This is a genomic window from Methylobacterium sp. J-076 (assembly GCF_022829405.1).
In the GTDB taxonomy this organism is placed as follows: Bacteria; Pseudomonadota; Alphaproteobacteria; order Rhizobiales; family Beijerinckiaceae; genus Methylobacterium.
Genome location: NZ_JAKSXW010000143.1, coordinates 49,460 through 73,131 on the forward strand (window position 1 = coordinate 49,460; position 23,672 = coordinate 73,131).

Sequence of the window (23,672 nt, forward strand, 5' to 3'; positions counted from 1 at the left end):
GCGGGGCGGCCTGCCGGGGGTGCGAGCATTTCTCGTGCCGTCAGGGCCGGGCCAGGAAGGCGAGGAGCGCGCGGTTGAAGGGCCCGGCGCGGGTGACGCTGTGGGCGTGGCCGCCCTCCGGCGCGAGGTCGAGCCGGGCGTTCGGTAGGGCGGCGGCGAGGCGTTCCGAGGCGGTGTAGGGCACGAGCACGTCGTCCCGCGCCGCCATCACCAGGGTTTCGTGGGGGAGGGTGCCGAGGCGCTGGGACAGGTCGCAGGCTTCGAGGGCCGCGATCCGGGCGAGCACGGTGTCGGCGCCGGGGAAATGGGCCAGCGCGTGCGCCTCGTCCGCCGCGAGGCGCCCGCCGTTCTCGCTGATCCACGCCGCCGGGTAGAGGAAGATCGCCTGCGCGGCCACGAAGGCCTCCGGCCCCGCCCGGGTCAGCAGCGCCTTGCGGGCGGCGAAGCAGCGGCGGGTGGCCGGGTCCAGGGTGGCCCAGCCGTTGACGACCACGATCCGCCCGACCCGTTCGGGATGGTCGAGGGCGAGCTGCAGGCCGATCAGCCCGCCGAGGGCGTGGCCCACCATGTCGGCCTGCGGGATGGCGAGGGCGTCGAGGACGGAGAGCGCGTCCCGGGCCATCGCCGGGATGTCGTGGCCGGGCGCGAGCGCACCGGCCGAGCGCCCGGTGCCCCGGTGGTCGTAGGTGACGACCCGGAGGGAGGCGCAGAGCGCATCCATCTGCGGGGCGAAGTAGCCCGCCCCGCCGCCGAGGCCCGGCGAGAGCAGGACCGGGCGCCCCGTGGCGAGCCCCGAAACCGCATGGTGGAGGGGGGCCGCCACCGCCTCACCCGGCCTTTCCGACATGGGCGACCGAGGCGATCTCCACCCGCGCGTCGGGCTTCACGAGGCCGCACTGGATGCAGAAGCGGGCGGGCTTGTCGCCGGGGAAATACTCCGCGTAGACGGCGTTGATCGCGCTGTAATCGGCCCAGTCCGTGACGAAGATGTGGTTGAAGGTGACGTCGTCCATCGTGCCGCCGGCGGCCTCGACCACGCCCTTGATCGTCTCCAGCACATGCCGGGCCTGGGCGCCCGCATCGCCGACATGGACGACGTTGTTGTCCTTGTCGAAGGGCAGGGTGCCCGAGACGTAGAGGATCCCGTCGGCGAGCGCGCCGGGGACGTAGGGGGCCAGGGGCTTGCCGGTGCCCGGGGGGATGATCACGGTCTTCGGCATGGCAGGGGGCGCCTTCTGCAGGGCTCGGGGAAGGACTCAATCGGCCGGCGTGAGCGCCGCCGCGAAGGCCGGGACGTCGGACACCCAGCCGAAGAAGGTCGCGATGTTGGTGAGCGCGCCCTCCTGCAGGGCCGGCGGCCCGGCCTGATGCGTCGCGTCGGCGAGGACGATGCCGAAGTATTCGAGGAAGAACCCGTCCCGCAGGGTCGATTCCACGCAGACGTTCGTGGCGATGCCGGTGAAGACCAGGGTGCGGATGCTGCGGGCGCGGAGCATGCTGTCAAGCGGCGTGTTGAAGAAGCCGCTGTAGCGCGGCTTGCCCAGCACGATCTCGCCGGGCTCGGGCTTCAGGGCATCGACGAGGGCGTAATCCCAGGTGCCCTTGGCGAGGAGCTGCGCGTTCATCTCCGGCCGGGCGCGCATGTGCTTCAGGGCGTTCGACTTGTGCCAGTTCGGCGAGCCGGGGCCGCCGGCCTCGACGTAGTCCCGGTCCCAGCCGTTCTGGAACCAGACCACCGTGATCCCGGCCTCCCGCGCCGCCGCGACGGCCTTCGCGATCTGCGCGATCACCGGCCCCGTGCCCGACACGTCGAAGCCCGCCCGGTCGAGGTAGCCGTCCTTCGTGGCGTAGGCGTTCTGCATGTCGACCACGATCAGCGCCGCGGTGGCGGGATCGAAGGCGATCGGCTCCGGCCGGGCCGGCAGCGTCACCGCCCCGTGCCGTCCCGCCGGATCGCGGTAGCCCGCGGGCGCCTCCATCAGGCCACCTCCGCCAGGGGCGCGGCTTCGGGCGGGACGTGCCGCCGCGTCTCCATCAGGGGTTGGATGCGGGTGCCGAAATCGTCGAGCCCCTTCAGGAAGTCGTCGAAGACGAGGAGCACGCCGCCCGTCCCCGGCACGGTCATCACCTCATCGAGCAGGCGCGCGACGGTGCCGAAGGAGCCCACCAGCGTGCCCATGTTGATGTTCACCGCCGAGGTCGGGTCGGCCATCTGGCGGATGTTGGTGTCGCTGCCGGACTTGGTGTCCGCCGCCCCCTGGATGCCGAGCCACGCGATCGCCTCGGTGTCCGCCCCCGCCTTGTAGTGCGCCCACTTGGCCTGCGCCGCCGCGTCGGTCTCGTCGGCGATGACCATGAACAGGACGTAGGAGGACACCTCCCGGCCGGTCTTCGCCTTCGCCTCCTCCAGGCGGGCCACGGTGGGCGCGAAGGCGGTGGGGGTGTTCACGCCCTTGCCGAAGCAGAAATTGTAGTCCGCGTAGGTCGCAGTGAAGTCCATCCCCGCCGCGCTCTGGCCGGCGCAGATGATCTTCATCGGCGCCTGCGGCTGCGGGCTCAGGCGGCAATCGTCCATCTGGAAGAAATCGCCCTTGAGATCGCTGCGCCCGGTCTCCCACAGCTCGCGCAGGATCTGCGCGTACTCGCTCAGGTACTCGTACCGGCGGGCGAAATACTCGTCCCCGGGCCACAGCCCCATCTGCGAGTATTCCGGCCGCTGCCAGCCGGTGATGAGGTTCAGCCCGAACCGCCCGTGCGAGATCGAATCGATGGTCGCGGCCATCCGCGCGGTGATCGCCGGGGGCAGGCACAGGGTCGGGGCGGTGGCGTAGAGCTTGATCCGGCTCGTCACCGCGGCGAGGCCGGCCATCAGGGTGAAGGACTCGAGGTTGTGGTCCCAGAACTCGGTCTTGCCGCCGAAGCCGCGCAGCTTGATCATCGACAGGGCGAAATCGAGCCCGTAGCCCTCGGCCTTGAGGGTGATCTCCTTGTTGAGGTCGAAGGTCGGCCTGTATTGCGGCGCGTTCTCCGACAGGAGCCAGCCGTTGTTGCCGATCGGGATGAAGACGCCGACATTCATGGGGTTCGCCATCGCAACCTCCCCTGGCGCGGCAAGCATTCCGGCCCGCCGATGCTGCGTTCGCCGACCCGAATTCGCACGGTGACGGGCGAGCCCGTCGTGACGACTTGCCGTTGCAAGTTCAGGCCTTGCATGGGGGAAGAGTGGAACGGGTGGACCAGACGGTCAAACTCCGCCGGCCGGATTTTGACCGTTTGCACAAACTCTCCGCCGAGTGACCGCGCGCCGGGCGGGGTTTGCGGAAGGCTTGTGCGCCAGTCCGGGTAGCGGGCGTCCGGAGCCCGGCCGAATCAGGCGAGGCCGAGACGCCCGAGGATCAGCGCCTGCGTGCTCGCCACGGTGGCTTCGAAGAAGTCCGGGTCACTCAGGGTGCGGCCGGTGATGGCTTCGATCTGGGTGGCGAAGTCGGCATAGTGCTGGGTGATCGCCCAGATGGAGAAGATCAGGTGGTGCGGGTCGTGGGGGGCGATCCGGCCCGCCGCGATCCAGGCCCGGAGGATGGCGGCCTTCTCCTCCACAAGGCTGCGCAGGGGGCCCTGCAGTTCGGCCCGCAGCAGGCCCGCGCCCTGGACGATCTCCAGGCAGAACAGGCGCGAGGCCTGCGGCGCATCCCGCGACAGGACGATCTTGTGGCGGATGTAGCGGCGCAGGGCCTCCCCGGGCTCGCTGTCGGCCTGCAGGGAGAGCAGCGGGTCGAGCCAGACGTCGAGCACGCGCCGGAGCACCGCGACGTAGAGGCCTTCCTTCGACGGGAAGTAATAGAGCAGGTTCGTCTTGGAGAGGCCCGCGCGCTCCGCGATCTGTTCGATGCTGGCCCCGTGCAGGCCGACGGTGGAGAAGACCGCGAGTGCCGCATCGAGCACCGCCTCCCGGCGCGCCTGCCCGTCCCGCCGCCGCCGCCGCACCGGCGCGGACCCGCCGCCTGCCGCCACTTCCGTCCTCCCCCGCCGTGTCCCGTGCCCCCACCCATAGCCCGGATCGCGCGAGATCCGTGCGGCCTTCGTCGAGCACCGGCCACGGGACGGGCGGAACGGGGAGGCGGCGGCGCCTCACGGCCTACATGCGCGAGAACGGGCCGTCGTGCGGGGGCAGCGTCGTCCGGTCGCCGAGGAGGCTGCGGCCCGAGGCGATGATCTGGATCGTCTGCCGCCGATCGCAGGCGATGCGCGCCTCGGTCTCCAAGTCGCGCAGGTACGATATCAAGTTGTCTCGGGAGCTGCTGCGCGCCTTCAGCGCGAGCTCTACCTTGGATGACACATTCTTCTCGAGATCTGTCCAATAATCAGGTGTAAATATGGACATAACGGACATTCATCCATCCTTGAGACAGCAAGGCAGGAATTTTAAGCATGGGAAATCGGCGTGCCCGATCTAATTTTGGGTTTTGGGATTTTTGGTGGGCGGGACTTTCACCCCGCCCGGATCCCGTCGGCGTCCCCGCGCTACAGGTTCAGCCACACGCCGGCCGAGCCGATCAGCGTCATCACGAGGCTGCCGGCAAAGGCAGCGGCCATCACGTAGGAAAACACCTTCAGCATTGCGGTCTTCCTCCCGGCTCAGCAGCGATTGCCGCCGGTGGTCTGCCCGTATTGCTTGACCGGAAAGTTCTGCTGGTTGGCGTTGCCTTCGGCCGCCGAGTTCTGGGGGCAGGTCCGCGGGTTCCGGTCGTATCGGCCGCCGGGGAAGCCATCCAGCGAGCCGGTGGCCTCGACGTCGAAGGGCGTGTAGCCCGGCCGAGCCGAATTCTCGTAGGCCACGGTCGGCGAAATCGACCCGGCACCAAGAATTAAAACCGTAATCATGGCGACGATATGATTTTTCATGCTAAGATAAATACCATCATTCTTCTACAACCCGGATATTCCGGTCTGTTTCTCGTCGTGAAGAATGGATATGGGGGTCTCTCGTCCTTTTACGACGTGCGTCCTCGCACCCCGGGCCGTCCCTTCCATCGCGGGGCAAGATGGGCGGCTTTCGCGCGGAACGCATAGGATGATCGTGACGCGCCAGGGCTGAGCGGACGCCTCGAAGCGGCGCATCGACTCGCGCACGAATCCCTGGAGGCGATGCCGAGGGGGCTGATGGGCGCGTCGGGATGCGGGAGGGGGCGTGTCCCGCTCAGTCCCAATCCTGGCTGTCGAGGGTGCATTCGCCGTGCATGTGCTTGGCGATGGCCGTCATCGCCTCGTCGAGGGTGGCGTGAAGCCGCTGGATCGGGTTGAGGCTGCCCGTGGCTTCAGGGGTGATCCGGAAGCCCGCCTCCTGATCGGAGTGATCGATGGTCCCGAGACGGCGGCCGAGGCGGTCCTTGAGGTTCCACACGGTCCCCTCGGACCCGGCCGGCGTGACGACGACATCCATGGCGCTGCTCCCGCGCGGGATGAGGCCGCCCCTCAGCCCCGCCTGCGCGGAGGGTCACACAACGGCCCCGGCGCAGCAAGGCATGCCGCCCCGGATGTCTGGCGTCCGCCCGGTGAGCGAGGCGGCTGTCCGATGGGCACTTACCGTGCCTGCGCGCACGTCCCGCGGTGGGGCGGCTCGTCCTCGACCGTCTGTCGGTCGGCGCGATCCTCCGGTGAGGCCGATGCCGCCGGCCCGCACACACCCTCGGGGTGGTCGGGCAGGGGGAAGAGTTGGCCGAGCCCATGCGCCACGCCGCGCAGCACGCTATCCCCGTGCCGCTCGTCGTAATGCGGGTCCACGACAGTGAAGCTCATGCGGTTGCTCCCACGTGGTTACCACGTAGGTTAAATTTACGGATCGAAAGCGGTTCCAAGCGATGGGATGATTTCGTCCGTCCGCGCGTCCGCGCCGGGGACGTCGGTCACAGGGCCCGCGCGTATCCGGGAAGGAGCTCGATCGCCTGCGCCGTCGCTTGCGAGAGCCGGACCTCCGTCAACGTCACCTCGGCGCCGTCTTTGACGGCCCCCCTGACGATCTGCACCCCGTGCTCGGGATCATCTGCGATGACCGCGTAGAACAGAGTGAGCGGGCGGTCCGGGGCCGTCTCGTCCGGGAGGGCGACCTTCACGATGAAGGCGGTCTGGTTAGGCTCAGTCATGGGGCGTGCCTATACCACACCGCTGGCGCAACGGCAGTGGTCCGACCCATCAGGTCGTCGACAGGCGCTTGGTGTTGGCGGCCACATGCTCGCGGTACCGGGCGATGACCGTCTCCGGCGAGCCGCCGCGCATCAGCGTCATCATCGCCTCGCCGGCCGCGTGGACCTTCTCGATGACCATCGATTGCGCTTCGGCCTGACCTTCCCGTCCGCCCCAGGCGAGCCGGACCAGGCGCAGCTGGATCACGCGCTGGGATTCGATGGCGAGCATCATCGACGACAGGAAGGGATTATACACGGCACACTCCGGGCCGCGGAGCGTGCGGCACTGGGGGAACAGGGCTCACCCCACGAGCGATCCCGCTCCCCTTGCATGGCAGGGCTGCCAATTCCACTGGGCCTCACTCGCGACGCATGGGAATGGCACGAACCCACCATGAGTATGCCCGAGCGCCTTCGCCAAGCCGTGTCCGCTCGTTTCGGATCGACCGACAAGGCGCTGGAACGGCAATTCGAGACACGACCCATCATGCTCCTCGAACTGGAGCGGAGAGGGTATCGGGCCCGGGGCAAAACAGACGAGCAGATCGTCCAGATGCTGAGACGCGGGCGGTGAGGCCCGCTTCCCGCGCGAAGGGTTGCCCGCGCGAAGGGCTGTCCGCGCTTTTGGCCGCCGCTCACACCGCCTTGAGCAGCCAGCGCAACGGCAGGGCGATGGCGGTCAGGCTCGCGACGCTCATCGCCCAGAGCAGGACGAACCAGCCGAGCTTGCGCATCAGTGGTACCCCGCTTCCGCCGTGACCTTGCCGCGGAACAGCCAGTACACGTAGGCCGTGTAGGTCAGGATCAGCGGCACCAGCACCACCGCGCCGTAGAGCAGGAAGGCCTGGGAGTGCGGGGGCGTGGCCGCCTGCCAGATGGTGATGCTCGGCGGCACGATGAACGGCCACATGCTGATTCCCAGCCCGATATACGAGAGCAGGAAGAAGCCCAGGGCGCACAGGAATGGCGCGATTTCGTCCCGCCGCTCCAGCGCCCGGGCGAAGCGCCACGCGAGCAGGCCGACGAGGATCGGCACCGGCGCCCCCACCATCATGCCGGGCACACCGAGCCAGCGCGCGCGGAAGGGCGCGCTCACCGCGAGCATGGTCGCCGAGATCAGGGCGATGCCGGTGAGCGTCGCGACCCCGAGGGGCTTGGCGAGGCGGTAGGCCCGGATCTGCAATTCGCCGTTCGTCTTCCAGATCAGCCAGCAGGCCCCGAGCAGGCCGTAGCCCACCACCAGCGAGGCCCCGGTGAGCAGGGAGAAGGGCGTCAGCCAGTCCCACCAGCCGCCGGCATAGGCGCGGCCCTCGATCTTGATGCCCTGGACGAAGGCGCCCAGCGCGATGCCCTGGCAGAACGTGGCGACGTAGCTGCCCCAGGAGAAGGCCCGGTCCCACCAGAGCTGGCCGCGGACGGTGGCGACCCGGAAGCGCATCTCGAAGGCGACGCCGCGGAACACCAGGGCCAGCAGCATCAGGATGAGCGGCATGTAGAGCGCCGGCAGGATGGTGGCGTAGGCCAGGGGGAAGACCGCGAGCAGCCCGCCGCCGCCGAGCACCAGCCAGGTCTCGTTGCCGTCCCAGACGGGGGCGACCGAGTTCACCATCACGTCCCGCTCGGCCTTGCCGCGCACGGCCGGGAAGAGGATGCCGAGGCCGAGGTCGAACCCGTCCATCGCCACGTAGAGGAACACGGCGGTGGCGATCAGGATGGCCCAGATCAGGGGCAGGTCGAGTTCCATCGTCGCCTCCTTCACTCGGCCGGCTGCAGCTGGGAATCGCCCGACAGCGCGGGGGCGGGGGTGATGCCGGCGGTGCGCACGGGCTGGCCGACGGGCGGGCCGGATTCGTGCGGGCGCGGGGTCTGGTTGAACAGGTGCAGGATGTACCAGATGCCCGCGCCGAACACCGCGAAGTAGACCAGGGCGAAGGCCGCGAGCGAGGCCGCCACGGCGGGCGCGGCGATGGGCGAGAGGCTGTCGGCCGTGCGGAGCAGGCCGTAGACCGTGAAGGGCTGGCGCCCGGCCTCCGTCACCACCCAGCCGGCGGTCACGGCGATGAGCCCGGAGGGGCCCATGGCCACGGCGAAGCGGTGCAGCCAGGGTGCCTCGAACAGCCGCCTCCTGGCGCGCAGGACCAGGGACGACAGGCCGAGCGCGATCATCAGGAGGCCGAGGCCGACCATCACCCGGAAGGCCCAGAAGACCAGCGGCAGGTTGGTGGGCCACGTGTCCCGCGGCAGGTCCTTCAGCCCGGTGACCTTCGCATCGAGGTCGTGGGCGAGGTAGAGGCTGGCGAGGCCGGGGATGCCGATCTCGTACTTGGTCTCGCCCGCCTGCGCGTCCGGCCAGCCGAACAGGATCGAGGGCGCGCGGGCGACGGTGTCGAAGTGGCCCTCCATCGCCGCGACCTTGGCGGGCTGGTGGTGGTAGGTGTTGCCGCCGTGCAGGTCGCCCAGCACCAGCTGCACCGGGGCGACGAGCGCCGCCATCCACATCGCCATGGAGAACATCAGCCGGGCGCGGGGGTTGGTGCGGTCCCGCAGCAGGTGCCACGCGCCGACCGCGCCGACGATCATCCCCGTCGTCAGGTAGGCGGCGGTGACGGTGTGGGCGAGGCGGTAGGGGAAGGACGCGTTGAAGACCACCGCCCACCAGTCCTCGGGGGCGAAGCGCCCGTCGGCGTCGATGGTGTAGCCGGCGGGCGTCTGCATCCACGAGTTGGCCGAGAGGATCCAGAAGGCCGACATCAGCGTGCCGCCCGCCACGAGGCTCGTCGCCAGGAAGTGCAGGCGCGGCCCGACCCGCTCCAGGCCGAACAGCATCACCCCGAGGAAGCCCGCCTCCAGGAAGAAGGCGGTGAGCACCTCGTAGCCCAGCAGAGGCCCGATCACCGCGCCGGCCTTGTCCGAGAAGACCGACCAGTTGGTGCCGAACTGGTAGCTCATCACCAGCCCGGACACGACGCCCATGGCGAAGACCACGGCGAACACCTTCAGCCAGTACCGGAAGGTGTCGAGGTAGAGGTCCCGCCCCGTGGCCATCCAGAGGCCCTCCAGCACGGCGAGGTAGCTCGCCAGCCCGATGCTGAAGGACGGGAACAGGAAGTGCCAGACGACGGTGAAGGCGAACTGGCTGCGGGCGAGGTCGAGCGCGCTCGGGAGATGGTCGGCCAACATCGGATCGGTCTCGTGCGGAGACGGACCGCGCGAGGGCCATTCCGGCCGCCCCGCGACGCGTCGGCCTTCCTGTCGCGCCGAAGCGCGGATGAGTCAATCCATGTTCTATGTCATCTCGTACGACGAATTACATAAAAGCATATTGACCGAATGAACGGGATCGATCCATCATCGGCGATCCCGTTCCCCAAGCGTCGATCCATGAGTGCCGAAACCGACAGCGGCCCCGCCGCCGCGCCACCGTCCGCCTGTCCCCCGATCATCGGGGATGCGGCACCGAACTTCCGCGCCCGCACCACGATGGGCGCCCGCACCCTCTCGTCCTACCGGGGCCGTTGGCTGGTGTTCTTCTCGCATCCGGCGGACTTCACCCCCGTCTGCACCAGCGAGTTCGTGGCCTTCGCGCGGGCCGATGAGGCGTTCCGGGCGCTGGATTGCGACCTGCTCGCCCTGTCCGTCGACAGCCTGCCCTCGCATCTCGCGTGGCAGCAGAGCATCGCCCAGAGCTTCGGCGTCCGGGTGCCGTTCCCCATCGTGGAGGACCCGGCCATGGGGATCGCCCGGGCCTACGGCATGCTGCCCGCCGGCGCGACCTCGACCGCCACGGTGCGCACCACCTTCGTCATCGACCCGGAGGGCATCGTGCGCGCCGTCATCGCCTATCCGCTGACGGTGGGACGCAGCGTCGCCGAGATCTTGCGGCTGGTGAGGGCGCTCCAGGCCTCCGACGCGGCCGACATCTCGACGCCGGAGGGGTGGCAACCGGGCGAGCCGGTCCTGGTCAACCCGCCCACGACGAGCGACGAGGTCGGCGCCTGCGGGGCCGACTGGTATTACCGCCTGGAGGGGGTCTGATGGCGTCGGGCACGGATGAGGCGACGGCGACCCGGGTCGCCGACCTGCTGAAGCTGGTGGCCAACCCCAACCGGCTGCGCATCCTCTACCTGCTGGCGCAGGGCGAGTGCTCGGTCTCGGAGGTCGAGCAGCGCCTCGGTATCCGGCAGCCGACCCTGTCGCAGCAGCTCGGCGCGCTGCGCAGCGGTGGGGTCGTCTCCACCCGGCGGGAGCACAAGGCGGTGTTCTACGACCTGACCGAGCCGCGCCTGCGCACGCTCCTCAGCGCCGTCGAGGACATCCTGATCGCCGAACGCCCGCCCCGGCGGTTGCCGGCGCGCAGCCCCGAGGCGCGGGCGCGGGCCCTCGGGCAGGCGGCGATGTTCGGGCGGATCGGAGACGAGCCGTGACGGCCTTCCTCGCCCCCCTCGCGGGCGGCGCCCTGATCGGCGCCGCGGCGGCGCTGCTGCTGCTGGCCAACGGCCGCATCGCCGGGATCAGCGGCATCCTCGGCACCCTGCTCGGGCCCGCGGCCCGGGACCGGGCGTGGCGGGTGGCCTTCCTCGTCGGGCTGCTCGCCGGGCCCGCCCTGTTCCGCGGGCTGACGGGGCATTGGCCGGAGGTCCGCATCGGCGCGCCGTGGCCGATGCTGGTGGCGGCGGGGCTCCTCGTCGGCTTCGGGACGCGCCTCGGGGCGGGCTGCACCAGCGGCCACGGGGTCTGCGGCCTCGCCCGGCTGTCGCCGCGCTCCTTCGCGGCGGTGGCGACCTTCATGGCGGCGGCCATCGTCACCGTCTTCCTCGTCCGGCACGGAGTGGCCCGATGAACGCCCCGCGCCTCCTCGCCGCCTTCGGCAGCGGCCTGCTCTTCGGCCTCGGGCTCGCCCTGTCGGGGATGATGGACCCCGGGAGGGTCCTGGGCTTCCTCGACGTGGCCGGCGCCTGGGACCCGAGCCTCGCCTTCGTGCTGGCCGGGGCGGTCGCCGTCTCGGCCCTGGGCTACGCCCTCAGGGGGCGGATGGCCCGGCCCGCCCTGGCCCCCCGCTTCGAGGTGCCGACGAACCGGAGCGTGGATGCCCGGCTCCTCGTCGGCGCCGTCCTGTTCGGCATCGGCTGGGGGCTCGCCGGCTTCTGCCCCGGCCCGGCCCTGGCCGGCCTGACCCTCGGCCTGCCGGAGGTCGCGCTGTTCGTGGCGGCCATGCTCGCCGGGATGCTGCTCTACCGCTTCACCGCGGAGCGTGCCCCCGCCGTCGGCCCCTGAGTTCTCCCCCCCGCCGTCGTCGCGATCCGGGACGGAGGCTGGCAGCGCCGCCGCCCGGCGACCGTGTTCACGCTTGGCCGATGCCGTCCTCCGCCAAAGCGGGCGGCGGTGCCGTGCGGCATTGGGGGCGGAAGCGGTCCATCAGGCGGTGCAGCTCGTCCCAGTCCATCGGCTTCTGCAGGTAATCGGTGGCGCCGAGGGAGAAGGCGAGGTTCCGCTCGTTCAGCACGGTCAGGATCACCACGGGCGTGGTCGCGAACGCGGCGTCGCCCCGCAGGGCCCGCAGCACCGACCACCCGTCCATCCGCGGCATGGTCACGTCGAGCAGGATCACCCGCGGCATCAGGGCCCGCGCCTTGTCCATGCCCTCCCGGCCGTCGGCCGCCACGGCGACCCGGAACCCGTCCCGCTCCAGGAAGCGGGCGACCAGTTCCCGCGTCGCCGGGTCGTCGTCCACCACGAGGACGACGCCCTGTTCGGCGTCGTCGGCGCCGGGGGCCTCTCCGTCCGCGTCGGGCGGGGCGTGGGGCTCCGCGCCCGCCGCGGTGCCGACGATGCGCGCGGGCACCGACACCGTGAAGGTGGTGCCGCGCCCTTCCTCGCTCGCCACCGCGATCTCGCCGCCCAGCATGGCGGCGAAGGCGCGGGTGATGGAGAGGCCCAGCCCCGTGCCGCCGAACTTGCGCGTGGTCGAGGCGTCGGCCTGGGTGAACCGCTCGAACAGCCGTTCCTGCTGCTCGGGGCTCATGCCGATGCCGGTGTCGGCCACGCGGAACGTCAGCCACTCCGCCCCCTCCCGGTCGCCCCGCGCCACCGACAAGGTGATCCGCCCCGCCTCGGTAAACTTGGCGGCGTTGCCGAGGAGGTTGATCAGGCACTGGCGGAGCTTCGTCGCGTCGGTATGCGCCTCGCCCAGGTCCCCGCCGAGGTCGAGGGTAAGGACGTTGCCCTTCTTGGCGACCAGCGCATCGACGGTGGAGGCCACGTCGCGCACGAGCGACTCGACCGAGAACTCCTCGACGTAGGTCTCCATCCGTTCGGCCTCGATCTTCGACAGGTCGAGGACGTCGTTGATCAGCCCGAGGAGGTGGCGGGCATTCGACTCGATCTTGCGCATGTCGGGCAGGAGGTTCTCGTGGCCGAGATCCTCCATCTCCTCTTGCAGCATCTCCGAGTAGCCGATGACCGCCGAGAGCGGGGTGCGCAATTCGTGGCTCATGTTGGCCAGGAACTCGCTCTTGGCCCGGTTGGCCTCCTCCGCGGCGTGCTTGGCGGCCGCGAGCTGGATCTCGGCGCGCTTGCGCCCGTCGATGTCGGTGACCACCACCACGGCCCCGACGACGCGGTCGTCGTCGTGCATCGGGGCGCCCGAGAACCCGATCCAGGCGCGGGTGCCGTCCCCGCGGCGGTAGTCGACCTCGAGCTCGGCGGCCGCCTCGCCGCCCTGCGCCACGCGCACCAGCGGCCACTCCCCCGGCTCGACCGGGCGCCCGTCGGCGTGCAGCCCGACCCAGGCCGCCGGCGCGCTGCCGGGGGCCTCGAGGGGGACCGCGTGGCCCAGGATGGCGGCGACGCGGGCGTTGTGGCCGACGATGCGCCCGGTCGGCGCCTCGGCGATGAGGACGCCGACGGGCAGCGTCTCCATCACGGTCCGCAGCGTCGCCTCGCTCGCCCGGATGCCGCGGCGCGCCTCCGCCTCGCCGGCCTCGGCGAGGCCCGCCGGGATGGCGCCGGCGAACAGGGTCGCGATGCGCAGGTCTCGCCCCGAGAACGCATCCGGGCGGCTCGACTGCAGCTTCAGGACGCCGATGGTCGAGCGCCCCCGGAGGATCGGGACGCAGACGGCCGACCGCAGGCCCAGTTGGACCAGCAGGTCGCGCTTCACCCGGGGGTCGAGGAGCACGTCGGGGCAGATCACCGGCTTGCCGGTCGTCAGGCAGTGCCCCGCGAGGCTGCCTGCGATGGGGACCCGCAGCCCGGCATGGGCCGCGAGCGTGCCGCCGGCGGCGCGGTAGGCGAGGGTGGCGCCGTCCCGCAACTCGATCACGCCGCCCTCGGCCTGGGGGATGGCATCCATGACGCCGCCGACGAGGGCATCGAGGATGGCGTCCCGGTTCCCGTCCGCCCGCGTGACCGCGGCCTGGGCGGAGATCAGGGCGTTCTGCTGCGCGATCAGCGCGGACTGGCCCGCGAGGATGCGCTCCCGGTCGGCGGCCCCGCGGCGCAGCTCCAACTGGGACATCACCTGCCCGGCCAGCGCCCGCAGCGCCGTGGCCTGCCGGGGGTCCAGGCCCTCCGGACGGGGGACGAGGTCGATCACGCAGAGGCTGCCGAGGCGCTGGCCGCCCCGCTCCTCCAGCGGTGCGCCGGCATAGAAGCGCAGGTGCGGCTCGCCCGTGACGAGGGGGTTCTCGCGCGTGCGCGGGTCCTGCGTGAGGTCGGGGATGATCAGCAGGTCGGGCGAGCCCAGGACATGCGCGCAGACGGACTTGTCGAGGGACGTCTCGCACGGGGCGAAGCCGGCCCGCGCCTTGAACCATTGCCGGTCGTCCGTGACGAGGCTCACGAGCGCGACCGGGGCCGCGCAGGTCATGCGCGCCAGCTCGACGATGTCGTCGAACCCCTTTTCGGGGGGCGTGTCGAGGATGTCGTGGTCCCGGAGCGCGTCGAGGCGCCGGGTGTCCGCGACCTCGGGGGGCAATGTGATCGGGTCGGTCATGGGCGGCTCGATGGCGGGGCTGGTGCGCTCGCCTGCGCGAGGCCGCGTTCCGACGCGATGCGGAGAGCCGGGACCCTCGACAACACGGTGGCCTCGCCGAGGTTGCCGGCGCTCCCGTTCCGAGGGGCGCCTCACCGAGGGAACGCCGCCGGGGAATGGGTCGCAATCGCACGGACGGGGCAGAGCGCTAGCTCAGCGGCATGGATCGCACCTTCCCCATGACCCGTGCCGCCGGCCTCGACCGGCTGACCGCCTTCCTCGCGGAGGCCGGCGCGGATTACGCCGCCTCCCGCAACACCGATGCCGGGCCGGGGGGACGCACGACCACGTCCGCGCTGTCGCCCTACCTGCGCCGCCGCCTGATCACCGAGGCCGAGGTGGTGTCGGCCGCCGAGGCCGCGTTCGGTGACGGCGGGGCGGAGAAGTTCGTGTCCGAGGTCTTCTGGCGGACCTACTTCAAGGGCCACCTGGAGACCCACCCCGCGGCCTGGACCGATTTCCTCGCCCTGGCCGCGGCGGATCGCGGGCGGCTCGCCGCCGAGCCGGGGCTGCGCCGGACCCATGCGATGGCGATCGAGGGCCGAACGGGCATCGACGGCTTCGACGACTGGGCCCGGGAGCTGGTCGAGACCGGCTGGCTGCACAACCACGCGCGGATGTGGTTCGCCTCGATCTGGATCTTCACCCTGCGCCTTCCCTGGGCGCTGGGCGCGGACTTCTTCCTGCGCCACCTCCTGGACGGGGACCCGGCGAGCAACACCCTGTCCTGGCGCTGGGTGGCGGGCCTGCACACCCGGGGCAAGCACTACGTCGCCCGCGCGGAGAACATCCGCCGCTACACGAACGGCCGGTTCGACCCCGTGGGCCTCGATGAGTACCCGGATTCCCTCGACGAACCGATGCCGCCGCGCGAGGTCGCCCTGCCGGTGGCCGATACGCCGCCCCCCGGCGACGTGGCCCTGCTGATCCACCTCGACGACCTCCACCCCGAGAGCCTGCCGTTGGCCGGCGCCCGGGTCGCCCGGGTCGGCGGTCTGCTCGCCCACGCCCCCGGCGCCTCGGACCGGGTGCGCGCGGCCGATGCGGCGGCGCTGGCCGATGCCCTGGACCGGGCGGGAGCGCATTTCGGATGCGAGGCGGGACCGGCCACCGGGGACTGGTCCGGCGACCGTCCGGTCGTCACGGCGTGGGCGCCGGTCGGGCCGTCCGCGGAGGGACTGCCGGCGGGCTGCCTGCGCGTCCGGCGCGCCTGGGACGAGGCGGCATGGCCGTTCTCCACCCGCGGCTATTCCCGGCTGAGAAGCCGGATCCCCCAGGTGGTGTCGGCCTGATCGGCTCGCGTCGTCCGCGTCGCCGGGCAGGGCATGCGTGAGCGTCGGGGCGCAGCGGACGTCGCCGCCGCGCCCTCTTCCGATCCATTGCAGATCTGCGGGCCCTGCGAAAAGATGGGCCGGTTCGTCCGAGACATGCGATGCGCCACCTCATCTCGTCCGGCTCGTCATTCGAGCACGATATCGGCTACTCCCGCGCCGTCGTCGACGGCGAGTGGGTGTTCGTGTCCGGCACGACTGGGTTTGACTACGCTACGATGACCATCGCCGACGACGTCGCGGCCCAGGCCGAGCAGTGCTTGGCGAACATCGCCCAGGCGTTGCGCGAGGCCGAGGCAACCTTCGCCGACGTGGTGCGGGTGCGCTACATCCTCCCTTCAGCCGACGACTTCCCCGCGTGCTGGCCCGCCCTCCGCGGCGCGTTCGGGGAAGCGCGGCCCGCAGCGACGATGATCGAGGCGGGTCTGATCGACCGCAGGGTCAAGATCGAAATCGAGGTGACCGCGCGCAGGGGCTCCGAGGTTGCCCATCACCCCAAGCCGATGTCGCCCGGGAGCCTGTGAATGGCTGCCCCTGCTCTGCGCCGATGGCGGTCCCCACGGCGGCTGCGTGTCGGGAGCGGAACCCCAGCACGGTGGCACCGCCCGATCACGCCCCGGAACCGCCGCACCGGCGCGTGGTTCCCACTGCTACGGGGATCGGCAACCTGAGGTGTTTCGTGCGCGACCGCGGGCCATTCTCACGCCGCCTCCTGCTCCAGTCGGGCGGCGTCGCCGCCGCCGGCACCCTGCTCGGGATCGGAGGGGCGTCAGGCGGGGAGACGAATGCCGGCACGCCGACGGGCCGCCGGCCGGTCACCCTCGATCCCGATTACTTCAAGGGCATGTACGCCACCGAGTCCGACCCCTGGCAGTTCGCCACGAGCCCGTACGAGCGGGACAAGTACGCCGCGACCCTCGCGGCCCTGCCGCGCGCCCACTACGCGTCCGCCCTCGACGTGGGATGCTCCATCGGCGTGTTCACCCATCAGCTCTGTCCCCGGTGCGACGCGCTGATCGGACTCGACGTGGTCCCCTCCGTGCTGGACGCGGCGCGGGCCCGCTGCGCCGACTGCCCGAACGCGCGCTTCCTGCTCGCGGCCGTGCCCGGCACTTGGCCGGAGGGGCGGTTCGACCTCATCGTGATCTCGGAGGTGGCCTATTACCTCGACCGCGCCGACCTCGCCCGCCTCGTGGCCCGGGTCGAGGGCGCGGTCCTGCCGGAGGCGGACATCGTGCTGGTCCACTGGCTGGGCGTGACCCATTATCCGCTCTCCGGCGACGATGCGGCCGAAGGCTTCATCGCGGGTGCGGCGGGCTTCGCCCGGGTCCTGAAGCAGTCGAGGACGGCCGAGTACCGCCTCGACGTGCTGCGCGTGACCAAGGCCGCCGACGCCTCCGACCGGTGATCCGCGCGACGGGTGAGCGCCGGCTCCGCGGGCGGGGGGAGGGCGCGCCTCACGCAGCCCGTCGCCCGGCCTCGCGCCGGGCCTGGGCGCGCGCGACGGCATACAGCGCGAGGCCGAGGAGCATCAGGCCGAGACCGCAGAGCGACTGGATGGGCCGCGCGGCGACGAGATAGACCAGCATGAACAGGGTCACGCTGAGGAAGATGATCGGCGTGACGGGGTAGCCCCAGGCGCGATAGGGCCGCGGCAGGTGGGGTTCGGTGATCCGCAGCTTGATCAGGCCGAGCACCGCCAGGAACGCGCACAGGGTGAGGCCGAACTGGATGAATTCCAGCACCGCCGCGTAGCTCTGCGTGAGGAGCAGGAGGCTGGCGACGAGACATTGGAAAAGGATCGCGGCCGCGGGCGCGCCGCCGCGGGTGCGGCGCGCGAAGATGCGCAGGAGCGGCATGTCCTCGCCCATCGTCGCCGTGACGCTCGGGCCGATCCACATCATCGCACCGATCGTCGGGATGAGGCCGAAGCAGATCACCGCGCCGACGACCCGGCCGCCATCCGCGCCGAAGACGTGCCGGCCGCTGATCAGGGCGACGTCGATCTGCCCGGCGAGCTCGTTCAGCGGCGTGGTGTAGAGGAACACCGCGTTCAGGGCGACGTAGAGCACGACCACGAGGCCCGTCCCGAGGAACAGGGCCCTGGGCAGGCTGTCGTGTGGGTCGGCCAGATCGCCGGCGATGTACGTCGCCGCGTTCCAGCCCGAGTAGGCGTACATCACGAAGACGAGGCTGACGGCGAAGCCGGTGCTGAAGACCTGCGCCGGATCGAACGCGCCCGGCGCGAAGCTGACGGGTGGTCCCCCTCCGGTGGCGAGACCGGCGCCGATGAAGGCCACGATGAGCAGGAGTTTCAGCAGCGTCGAGCCGACCTGGAACGCCTCCCCGAAGCGCCCGCCCGCCACGCGGATGGCCGTGACGGCCCAGATGATCGCGAGGCCGAGCGGAAGCGCCGGTGCCGCCGGGTGGAAGGCCTTGGCGTATTGCCCGAACGCCATCGCGGCCAGGGCCACCGGCGCCGCGAAGCCGACCGTGGCCGAGAGCCAGCCCGCCATGAATCCGAGGGCCGGACCGTAGGCGCGGGTGAGGTAGGTGTACTCGCCGCTGGAGCGGGGAAACATCGTCGCCAGCTCGGCGTAGCTGAACGCTCCGCACAGTGCGACCAACCCACCGATGCCCCAGAGCAGCAGCAGCCCGAAACCCGACTGGATGTCGGACACCTGGAAGCCGAGGCTGGTGAACACCCCGACGCCGATCATGTCGGCCACCACGAGGGCGGTCGCCGCCGGCGTCGCGACGGAGGGGGCCGCCCTGCCGCGCGACGGGTCGGTCGGGACAAGGTCCGCCATTGCCTGTGGCCGCACTGCGGGGTGACCGATGGCGGGCCTGACCGCCTCGTGTCTGATGCTACCCGGGAGCGACCGACTCCGTTCCCGGGCGCGGTGATCGCGATGGCGCGGGACGCCCGGAGGCGGTCGGTGCGCCGTGCCCCTGGGGCCGACCGGAGCGTCCCGGTCCGGGGCCGGCGGGGCGCGACGTCCGACTGAACCCGCCGCGGCCACCAATGCGGCTCTCGCGCGTTTGCGCAGCGTTCACCCGTGAGTGGAGGCTCAGATGCTTGTCCGCGTTGCCTTGATCTCGGTGGCCCTCGCCTCGGGCGCTCAGGCCGCCGCCTTCGACGATCTCAAAGGGCATTTGGCATCCTGCCTGCGCTTCGAGATGGCCGGCTCCCCCGCACAGCGCGGCGTGCCCGCCTCGCTCAGGGTCCGCGACGCGCTGGACCGCTGCTCCGACGATGTCGCCCGCCTCGAACGGGCCGATGGCCGCCGGTTGCGCAGCGATGGCGGCATCAGCCCCTCCACCAAGGAGGTGATCCAGGGCGTCGTGAGCCGCAGCGGCGGCGGCATCTCCAACGTGCGGTACTGAGGCCTCAGACGCGCACGTCGAGACGCTGCCCCTGCCCGGCCGGTGCGGGCGGCGAGGCCGCCACGGCGGTCTGGGCCACCATGTCCGCCACGGATTTCTGGGCATCGATCTGCTGGCGGGCGACCGCGGTGCCGACCGATTGGGCGAAGCCCCCGGCTTGCATCTGCACGGCTTGAGTGAGGACGCTGGTCATGCCCCGAGGCTAGCCGGCGATCCGTAAAGGACCGGTGATCGGCCCTTGTCGTATTTGCCGCAACCTCGGGGCCGGAACGCGGCAGTTACCGCGCGCCGCGCCACTGGAACGTGACGTCCCGCAGCGCGGCGTCGCCGTTGGCCTCCGACGCGCCCTGCGAGGCGAAGGACCTGACCGACTGGCGGACGACCACGCCATCGCGGGTGATCGCCCAGTCGAAGCGGCCCGGCTCCGTGGAGGACGGGGTGATCCGCAGCGTGTGCGGGTTCGGCGTGAAGGTGATCATATTCAGCATGTGGGGTCGCGCCGGCCGAACTGCGAGCGGGTCCGGGCGGCGACCGTCGCGTCCGGCCGTCCGGCGCCGCCCGGGGCTTCGCCCGAGCCTCCCGGGCGCTACGGGAAGGCCCAAATCCCGAGAGCGAGCGCACCGCCGATCATGGCGACGCAGCCGGAGAAGGCCGGCAGGCCCAGACTCGGCCGGTGAGCGCCCTGACGGCGTCCCGGACCTGCTCCGACGCCGCCTCGTTCGCGTGGGCGAACTTCATGCGCTGCGAGGTCGGGGGGCCGCCGCCGGCCTCGTCGCAGGTGCCGAGCTGCGCGGCGCCGACATGGCCGTGATTGATCCGGGCCTGAGGCTCGTTGCCATCGGTCAGGGATCTCTGCAGCGAACGGGTGAGACGGGCGCTCACCGTGCCGCCAGCCCGGTCGACGCCCCGGCACCCGGTCTGCCCCCGGTCTCCCCCGACGGGACCGGCAGCCCGTTGGCCACATGAACCACGCCGACGGGCGATCCCATGCGGCCGCTCAAATGTCCGCCGGACGTCACCCCGGCCATCAGGATCGCCAGGGCGCCCATCATGAAACCGACAGAGGCGATCACCCCATAAAACATCGGCAGGCCTGGGCCGCCGTACCGTCCATTCTGATTGGAATGCTGCTCTGTCACCCATCCACCTCGCTGATCCGTCACGACGGATCCTGACGAGCAACCGCGTCCCGGTGCGATAGGTCCGCCCTGTGGCGTTGGCGACCGATCCGGGCCGGGCGCCGGCGGTGCAGGGGGGCCATGCCCCGTCCCCCCCTCGTCCGGGTATGCTTGCCTTGCTGTCTGAAGTTGGCTAGCGCCAACGAAGATGGCGCAGGCGGAGGTCGCGATGCTGGGAACCGTTTTGGGTATCGTGGCTGTGCTGACCGCGCTGGATATGTCCGGCGTGGCGTTCCGGTGGGTCACCAACATCCTGTCGAAGTAAGGCCCTCCGGTTTCGGACGAGGAGCGCGGGTCGCCTCCCACGGATGCGGGCTCGCCGATGAGCCCCGTCGGGTTCGGGGACACGGAGCGGGCCGGGAACGCCGGCATCCTATCGGCGCCAGCGGCGTTGGCCCTGCCGAGACGCATGCGCACGAAGGAGGTCGTCATGGCGAGCCGTTCCGCTGAATGGGAAGAGGGCAAGGCGGCCAAGCAATCCGGGGCGTCCTACACCGCCGATCCGTATCGGGCGGGGTCACAGGAGAGCGCGGACTGGCTGGCTGGCTTCACCTTCGACGAGAAGGAGCAGAACGTCGACCACCCGGTACCGGGCGAGGGTTGACCGCCGCACGGCCCCGCGTCCCCCGCGCGGGCGCGGCCCATGGCCTCAACTGAGGCCCGCGCCCCCAAGTGACCGCCGCCCGGCCGAGGGGGCGGTCCGGCGGGACGGCCGTGGCCGGGCCGGCGGCGCGCCCTACAGCACGGCTTCGATGAGGCCGAGCCGCCGGGCTTCCTCCGCCTCGATGTACCAGTTGGCGGGCGCATGCTGCAGCACCTCGTCCATCGTCACCGAGGAGCCGCGGATCAGGTTCTCGAAGCCCTCATTCTGGATGGTGATCGATGTCTCGATCTCGTGCAGCGTGGCCTTCACCGCCGCGACGCATGTGGTCAGGGGCCCTTGCACGTGCAGCGTCTTGTTCATCTTGCGCTCGTGGATCATCAGCCGCGTCCCCCGGGTGAGGTAACGGTTGCTCCGGGCGAAGAAGCTCATGAACGTCGTGCCGGCCGAGTAGATGGCGGCCTTGCCCAGGAAGACGTAGCGCTTCTCGGGATTCATCTCGCTGTGGTAGCGGACATCCTCCCCCATCATCCGCGCGACCTCGGGGTCGCCGCCGAGCGTCGAAAGCTCGATCACGACCAGATCCTGCTCATGGGCCGGTTCGAACTGCTGACGGAAGTCCTTGTACATGGCGTAATCGACAGACCCGGAGAGAAGGACTGTCGGCGCTTTGAAGGCCGAGGCGGGGAGAAGCGGTAAGGTCATGGGCCCATCGTAGCGGCAGAGCCACCGCGGCGTACAGGCCCCGACGGGCCCGAACACCGCGTGCGGGAAGGGGGGCGGCCCCGCCGCCTCGCCCGTCACCCCCCTGGCCCTTCACTTCCTTGCCCGTCGCACCGATCCGGCGGGGCCGGGGCCTCAGTTCTTGAAGATCTGGGCTTCGCCCTGGGCGAGCGCGTCCCTCTGGTCGGCGCACCATTGCTGCTCGCCGATGTCCTTCACCTCGGCATAGCGCCGGGCCAGCTCGTCCTTGAAGGCCGCGGTCGACCGGTCCTCGCCCAGTATCTTGGAGGCGACATCACGCGCGGTCTGCGAGATCCGCAAGGCGGTGGTGCCGTCGATGGTGAAGTGTTTGGCGCAGAACGTGATGATGGCGGACTGGGCGCTGGACGCCCGAAGGAGGGCCAAGGCCTGCTCCTCTTGGGCCTGCGCCTTCTGAGCCAGCGTCTCCTGGTCCTGCGTCCGACCGGGGCCGGCGGAAAGGCCTGCCAGCGCGGCGGCGATCACGAAGGTTCGGTAGCGCACGTGCATGTCTCCCGCGACCGGCGTCGGCTCCAGGCGCGATCGACCAGCGGCAAGCCTCGACCGGGACGATCTGTTCCGGTCGGGGCGCACGTGGGGTCGCCGGTCCCCGCGGGTGGCCCCGGTGGGAACCCGCCCAGGTCCCACGCCTTGGACTCTCACGAGACACAGGGAGACCGGCATGGGCACGGATATCGACGCGGCGCGTGAGGCGTTCGGCATGGTGCCGCCGGGGCCCGCACCCGGGGAAGAGACGAAAACGGACGGCCAGGGCGCCGCTGGGCCGACATCGCCCGGCGGGCCGGAAAGCCCCGACGATCAGGGCCCCGCGAGCGGCGGCTACGACAACCGGCCGCCGCTCCCTTCGGACGGCAACCGGAAGGGCGGGTACGGCGCCGGCTGAGCGCCCGGCCACACCCTCTGTCGGACGGTCTCGCCCGCGGGCGAGACCCCCGCCCCGTGACGCCGCCCGCGTGGAGGGGCAACCCTTCCCCGCGGGTCAAGGGCGCGCCCCCCGCTTCGGCGAAACCCGGAGATCGCCGGTCCACCCCGCCCCCGAACGCCGGGCGGACCCGAAAGGATCGTGCCGATCATCGGTCGGGTGTCGGCGGATCGATCACCCGATGGTTCCGGCATACTTCTCCAGAAGGGCCCAGGCCTCGGGTCCGAACTTCGACTTCCAGGTCTTGTAGAAATCGGTCTTGGCGAGGGCTTGCTGGAACTGCGCGGGATCGGTCGTATTGAAGGCCAAGCCCTTGCTCTCCAGCCCCGCCTTCAGGGCGGCGCTGTCCTTGAGGTTGTCTTCGCGCTGCTTCAGGGCGGCCGCATTGAAGTGCTTGGCCATGACATCCCGGAGCTCGGCGGGGAGCGATCTCCAGGTGCGGCCACTCGCCAGCAGCCAGAACCCATCCCAGGCATGGTTGGTGAGGGAGCAGAACTTCTGCACCTCGTAGAACTTCGTGGCGTTGATGATCGCCAGCGGGTTCTCCTGCCCGTCGCTGATCCGCGTCTGCAGCGCGGCATAGGCCTCGCTCAGGGGGATGCTCGTCGGCGCCGCGCCCAGCGCCGCGAACAGCGACACCCACAGCGGCACCACCGGCACGCGGATCTTGAAGCCCTTCAGATCCTCAGGACCCCGGATCGGCTTCGTGCTCGTCGTGATCTGCCGGAAGCCGTTGTCCCACATCGCTTCGAACGGGTGCAGGTTGGCCTTCTCGATGTTGCCGCGCATGTAGGCGCCGACCTCGCCGTCCATCGCCGGCCAGACCTTGTCGTAGCTCGGGAAGACGAAGCCGATCGCCGGGAGCGCGGCGGAGGGGACCAGGGTCGATAGCAGGGTCGTCGGCATCGTGGCCAGTTCGAGGGCCCCCGAGCGCAGCTGCGAGATCATGTCCGTATCGCTTCCGAGCTGGTTGCTCGGGAACACGGAGATCGACAAGCGTCCGTTCGTCTCCTGCTCGATGGCGCTGATCGCCTCGGCGAGGCGGACGTTGAGCGAGTGCGTGAGCGGCACGTCGTTACCGAACTTCAGCTTCACCGATGCGCCCTGCGCCCGGACGATGGCCGGGCTGAACACCCCCGTGCCGCCCAGCGCTGCGGCGCCCGCGAGACCGAGGACGGCGCGGCGGTCGAGGGTGGTGCGGTGGCGGCGGGTGGCATCGTCGGCGGGTGCGACCACGGCGTTTCTCTCCTGTTCGCCGTGTCGCGGAGCTGTGCCAC

The 23,672-nt window shown here is 70.9% G+C and carries 33 protein-coding genes; 10 read left to right on the forward strand and 23 right to left on the reverse strand.

The window, feature by feature from the left end; all coding sequences use genetic code 11:
• Positions 1-40: 40 nt before the first annotated feature.
• The 14 genes from rutD to MKK53_RS19765 all read right to left on the reverse strand — a co-directional run bounded on the left by rutD (position 41) and on the right by MKK53_RS19765 (position 9,362).
• A complete protein-coding gene (gene rutD / locus MKK53_RS19700) occupies positions 41-823 on the reverse strand; it encodes a pyrimidine utilization protein D (RefSeq protein ID WP_243930453.1) in 783 nt (260 codons plus the stop codon).
• Positions 824-827: 4 nt separating this feature from the next.
• Positions 828-1,220 (reverse strand): pyrimidine utilization protein C, encoded by a 393-nt coding sequence (gene rutC / locus MKK53_RS19705; protein ID WP_243930454.1) that lies wholly within the window; start codon positions 1,218-1,220, stop codon positions 828-830.
• A 36-nt stretch (positions 1,221-1,256) separates the two neighbouring features.
• Positions 1,257-1,979 carry a pyrimidine utilization protein B gene (gene rutB, locus MKK53_RS19710; RefSeq protein ID WP_243930455.1) on the reverse strand — a complete coding sequence of 241 codons (723 nt, stop codon included), beginning with the start codon at positions 1,977-1,979 and terminating at the stop codon, positions 1,257-1,259.
• On the reverse strand, positions 1,979-3,079 hold the full coding sequence (rutA, locus tag MKK53_RS19715; protein WP_243930633.1) for a pyrimidine utilization protein A: 1,101 nt from the start codon (positions 3,077-3,079) through the stop codon (positions 1,979-1,981). Before rutA ends, rutB begins: the two co-directional genes overlap by 1 nt.
• Before the next feature lie 290 nt (positions 3,080-3,369).
• Positions 3,370-4,011: an HTH-type transcriptional regulator RutR gene (gene rutR / locus MKK53_RS19720; RefSeq protein WP_243930456.1), complete on the reverse strand. Its 642-nt coding sequence runs from the start codon at positions 4,009-4,011 to the stop codon at positions 3,370-3,372.
• A 124-nt stretch (positions 4,012-4,135) separates the two neighbouring features.
• Positions 4,136-4,336 carry a hypothetical protein gene (locus MKK53_RS19725; RefSeq protein ID WP_243930457.1) on the reverse strand — a complete coding sequence of 67 codons (201 nt, stop codon included), beginning with the start codon at positions 4,334-4,336 and terminating at the stop codon, positions 4,136-4,138.
• 299 nt (positions 4,337-4,635) lie between these two features.
• Positions 4,636-4,902: a hypothetical protein gene (locus tag MKK53_RS19730; RefSeq protein WP_243930458.1), complete on the reverse strand. Its 267-nt coding sequence runs from the start codon at positions 4,900-4,902 to the stop codon at positions 4,636-4,638.
• 295 nt (positions 4,903-5,197) lie between these two features.
• The gene (locus MKK53_RS19735; protein WP_243930459.1) at positions 5,198-5,440 is read right to left on the reverse strand and encodes a hypothetical protein; all 243 of its coding nucleotides are present in this window, start codon (positions 5,438-5,440) and stop codon (positions 5,198-5,200) included.
• 140 nt (positions 5,441-5,580) lie between these two features.
• Complete coding sequence (locus MKK53_RS19740; protein ID WP_243930460.1) at positions 5,581-5,796, reverse strand: hypothetical protein; 216 nt, start codon at positions 5,794-5,796, stop codon at positions 5,581-5,583.
• Between the two features lie 107 nt (positions 5,797-5,903).
• Complete coding sequence (locus MKK53_RS19745) at positions 5,904-6,140, reverse strand: hypothetical protein (protein ID WP_243930461.1); 237 nt, start codon at positions 6,138-6,140, stop codon at positions 5,904-5,906.
• 49 nt (positions 6,141-6,189) lie between these two features.
• Positions 6,190-6,438: a hypothetical protein gene (locus MKK53_RS19750; protein WP_243930462.1), complete on the reverse strand. Its 249-nt coding sequence runs from the start codon at positions 6,436-6,438 to the stop codon at positions 6,190-6,192.
• 379 nt (positions 6,439-6,817) lie between these two features.
• Positions 6,818-6,916 (reverse strand): DUF2474 family protein, encoded by a 99-nt coding sequence (locus MKK53_RS19755; RefSeq protein WP_243930463.1) that lies wholly within the window; start codon positions 6,914-6,916, stop codon positions 6,818-6,820.
• Complete coding sequence (gene cydB, locus MKK53_RS19760) at positions 6,916-7,926, reverse strand: cytochrome d ubiquinol oxidase subunit II (RefSeq protein ID WP_243930464.1); 1,011 nt, start codon at positions 7,924-7,926, stop codon at positions 6,916-6,918. The genes MKK53_RS19755 and cydB overlap by 1 nt, the downstream gene beginning before the upstream one ends.
• A gap of 11 nt (positions 7,927-7,937) precedes the next feature.
• Positions 7,938-9,362, reverse strand: a complete 1,425-nt coding sequence (locus MKK53_RS19765) for a cytochrome ubiquinol oxidase subunit I (RefSeq protein ID WP_243930465.1) — start codon at positions 9,360-9,362, stop codon at positions 7,938-7,940.
• A gap of 201 nt (positions 9,363-9,563) precedes the next feature.
• Here MKK53_RS19765 and MKK53_RS19770 point away from each other — a divergent pair, with 201 nt between their 5' ends.
• Genes MKK53_RS19770 through MKK53_RS19785 form a run of 4 tightly spaced genes read left to right on the forward strand, consistent with a single transcriptional unit; the run spans position 9,564 to position 11,456 of the window.
• A complete protein-coding gene (locus MKK53_RS19770) occupies positions 9,564-10,217 on the forward strand; it encodes a peroxiredoxin (protein ID WP_243930466.1) in 654 nt (217 codons plus the stop codon).
• Positions 10,217-10,606 (forward strand): ArsR/SmtB family transcription factor, encoded by a 390-nt coding sequence (locus MKK53_RS19775; RefSeq protein WP_243930467.1) that lies wholly within the window; start codon positions 10,217-10,219, stop codon positions 10,604-10,606. The genes MKK53_RS19770 and MKK53_RS19775 overlap by 1 nt, the downstream gene beginning before the upstream one ends.
• Positions 10,603-11,022, forward strand: coding sequence for a YeeE/YedE family protein (locus MKK53_RS19780; RefSeq protein WP_243930468.1), 420 nt, complete (start codon positions 10,603-10,605; stop codon positions 11,020-11,022). The genes MKK53_RS19775 and MKK53_RS19780 overlap by 4 nt, the downstream gene beginning before the upstream one ends.
• Positions 11,019-11,456, forward strand: a complete 438-nt coding sequence (locus MKK53_RS19785; RefSeq protein WP_243930469.1) for a YeeE/YedE family protein — start codon at positions 11,019-11,021, stop codon at positions 11,454-11,456. The genes MKK53_RS19780 and MKK53_RS19785 overlap by 4 nt, the downstream gene beginning before the upstream one ends.
• Before the next feature lie 67 nt (positions 11,457-11,523).
• Here the strand turns inward: MKK53_RS19785 and MKK53_RS19790 are convergent, their stop codons facing one another.
• Positions 11,524-14,175 (reverse strand): ATP-binding protein, encoded by a 2,652-nt coding sequence (locus MKK53_RS19790; protein ID WP_243930470.1) that lies wholly within the window; start codon positions 14,173-14,175, stop codon positions 11,524-11,526.
• A 218-nt stretch (positions 14,176-14,393) separates the two neighbouring features.
• Here MKK53_RS19790 and MKK53_RS19795 point away from each other — a divergent pair, with 218 nt between their 5' ends.
• From MKK53_RS19795 to MKK53_RS19805, 3 genes are all read left to right on the forward strand, one after another.
• The gene (locus tag MKK53_RS19795) at positions 14,394-15,506 is read left to right on the forward strand and encodes an FAD-binding domain-containing protein (protein WP_243930471.1); all 1,113 of its coding nucleotides are present in this window, start codon (positions 14,394-14,396) and stop codon (positions 15,504-15,506) included.
• A gap of 140 nt (positions 15,507-15,646) precedes the next feature.
• A complete protein-coding gene (locus MKK53_RS19800; protein ID WP_243930472.1) occupies positions 15,647-16,069 on the forward strand; it encodes a RidA family protein in 423 nt (140 codons plus the stop codon).
• 320 nt (positions 16,070-16,389) lie between these two features.
• Positions 16,390-16,953, forward strand: coding sequence for an SAM-dependent methyltransferase (locus tag MKK53_RS19805; protein WP_243930634.1), 564 nt, complete (start codon positions 16,390-16,392; stop codon positions 16,951-16,953).
• A 49-nt stretch (positions 16,954-17,002) separates the two neighbouring features.
• On the opposite strand, the gene MKK53_RS19810 is transcribed toward MKK53_RS19805, so the two are convergent.
• A complete protein-coding gene (locus tag MKK53_RS19810) occupies positions 17,003-18,355 on the reverse strand; it encodes an APC family permease (RefSeq protein WP_243930473.1) in 1,353 nt (450 codons plus the stop codon).
• Between the two features lie 265 nt (positions 18,356-18,620).
• On the opposite strand from MKK53_RS19810, the gene MKK53_RS19815 reads away from it, so the two are divergent.
• The gene (locus MKK53_RS19815; protein WP_243930474.1) at positions 18,621-18,932 is read left to right on the forward strand and encodes a hypothetical protein; all 312 of its coding nucleotides are present in this window, start codon (positions 18,621-18,623) and stop codon (positions 18,930-18,932) included.
• A gap of 4 nt (positions 18,933-18,936) precedes the next feature.
• Here MKK53_RS19815 and MKK53_RS19820 read toward each other — a convergent pair whose 3' ends face one another.
• The 4 genes from MKK53_RS19820 to MKK53_RS19835 all read right to left on the reverse strand — a co-directional run bounded on the left by MKK53_RS19820 (position 18,937) and on the right by MKK53_RS19835 (position 20,071).
• Entirely contained in the window at positions 18,937-19,125 is a 189-nt protein-coding gene (locus MKK53_RS19820; protein WP_243930475.1) for a putative motility protein, read from the reverse strand.
• Positions 19,126-19,210: 85 nt separating this feature from the next.
• Positions 19,211-19,420 (reverse strand): hypothetical protein, encoded by a 210-nt coding sequence (locus MKK53_RS19825; RefSeq protein WP_243930476.1) that lies wholly within the window; start codon positions 19,418-19,420, stop codon positions 19,211-19,213.
• A 139-nt stretch (positions 19,421-19,559) separates the two neighbouring features.
• A complete protein-coding gene (locus MKK53_RS19830; protein WP_243930477.1) occupies positions 19,560-19,814 on the reverse strand; it encodes a hypothetical protein in 255 nt (84 codons plus the stop codon).
• Positions 19,811-20,071: a hypothetical protein gene (locus MKK53_RS19835; protein ID WP_243930478.1), complete on the reverse strand. Its 261-nt coding sequence runs from the start codon at positions 20,069-20,071 to the stop codon at positions 19,811-19,813. The genes MKK53_RS19830 and MKK53_RS19835 overlap by 4 nt, the downstream gene beginning before the upstream one ends.
• Before the next feature lie 448 nt (positions 20,072-20,519).
• Between MKK53_RS19835 and MKK53_RS19840 the strand changes: the two genes are divergently transcribed.
• A complete protein-coding gene (locus MKK53_RS19840) occupies positions 20,520-20,714 on the forward strand; it encodes a hypothetical protein (protein ID WP_243930479.1) in 195 nt (64 codons plus the stop codon).
• A gap of 132 nt (positions 20,715-20,846) precedes the next feature.
• Here MKK53_RS19840 and MKK53_RS19845 read toward each other — a convergent pair whose 3' ends face one another.
• Both MKK53_RS19845 and MKK53_RS19850 read right to left on the reverse strand, forming a co-directional pair.
• Entirely contained in the window at positions 20,847-21,416 is a 570-nt protein-coding gene (locus tag MKK53_RS19845) for a peptidase S14 (RefSeq protein WP_243930480.1), read from the reverse strand.
• 153 nt (positions 21,417-21,569) lie between these two features.
• A complete protein-coding gene (locus MKK53_RS19850) occupies positions 21,570-21,956 on the reverse strand; it encodes a hypothetical protein (RefSeq protein WP_243930481.1) in 387 nt (128 codons plus the stop codon).
• A gap of 178 nt (positions 21,957-22,134) precedes the next feature.
• Between MKK53_RS19850 and MKK53_RS19855 the strand changes: the two genes are divergently transcribed.
• Positions 22,135-22,356 (forward strand): hypothetical protein, encoded by a 222-nt coding sequence (locus MKK53_RS19855; protein ID WP_243930482.1) that lies wholly within the window; start codon positions 22,135-22,137, stop codon positions 22,354-22,356.
• Between the two features lie 213 nt (positions 22,357-22,569).
• On the opposite strand, the gene MKK53_RS19860 is transcribed toward MKK53_RS19855, so the two are convergent.
• A complete protein-coding gene (locus MKK53_RS19860; RefSeq protein ID WP_243930483.1) occupies positions 22,570-23,631 on the reverse strand; it encodes a TRAP transporter substrate-binding protein in 1,062 nt (353 codons plus the stop codon).
• Between the last annotated feature and the right edge of the window lie 41 nt (positions 23,632-23,672).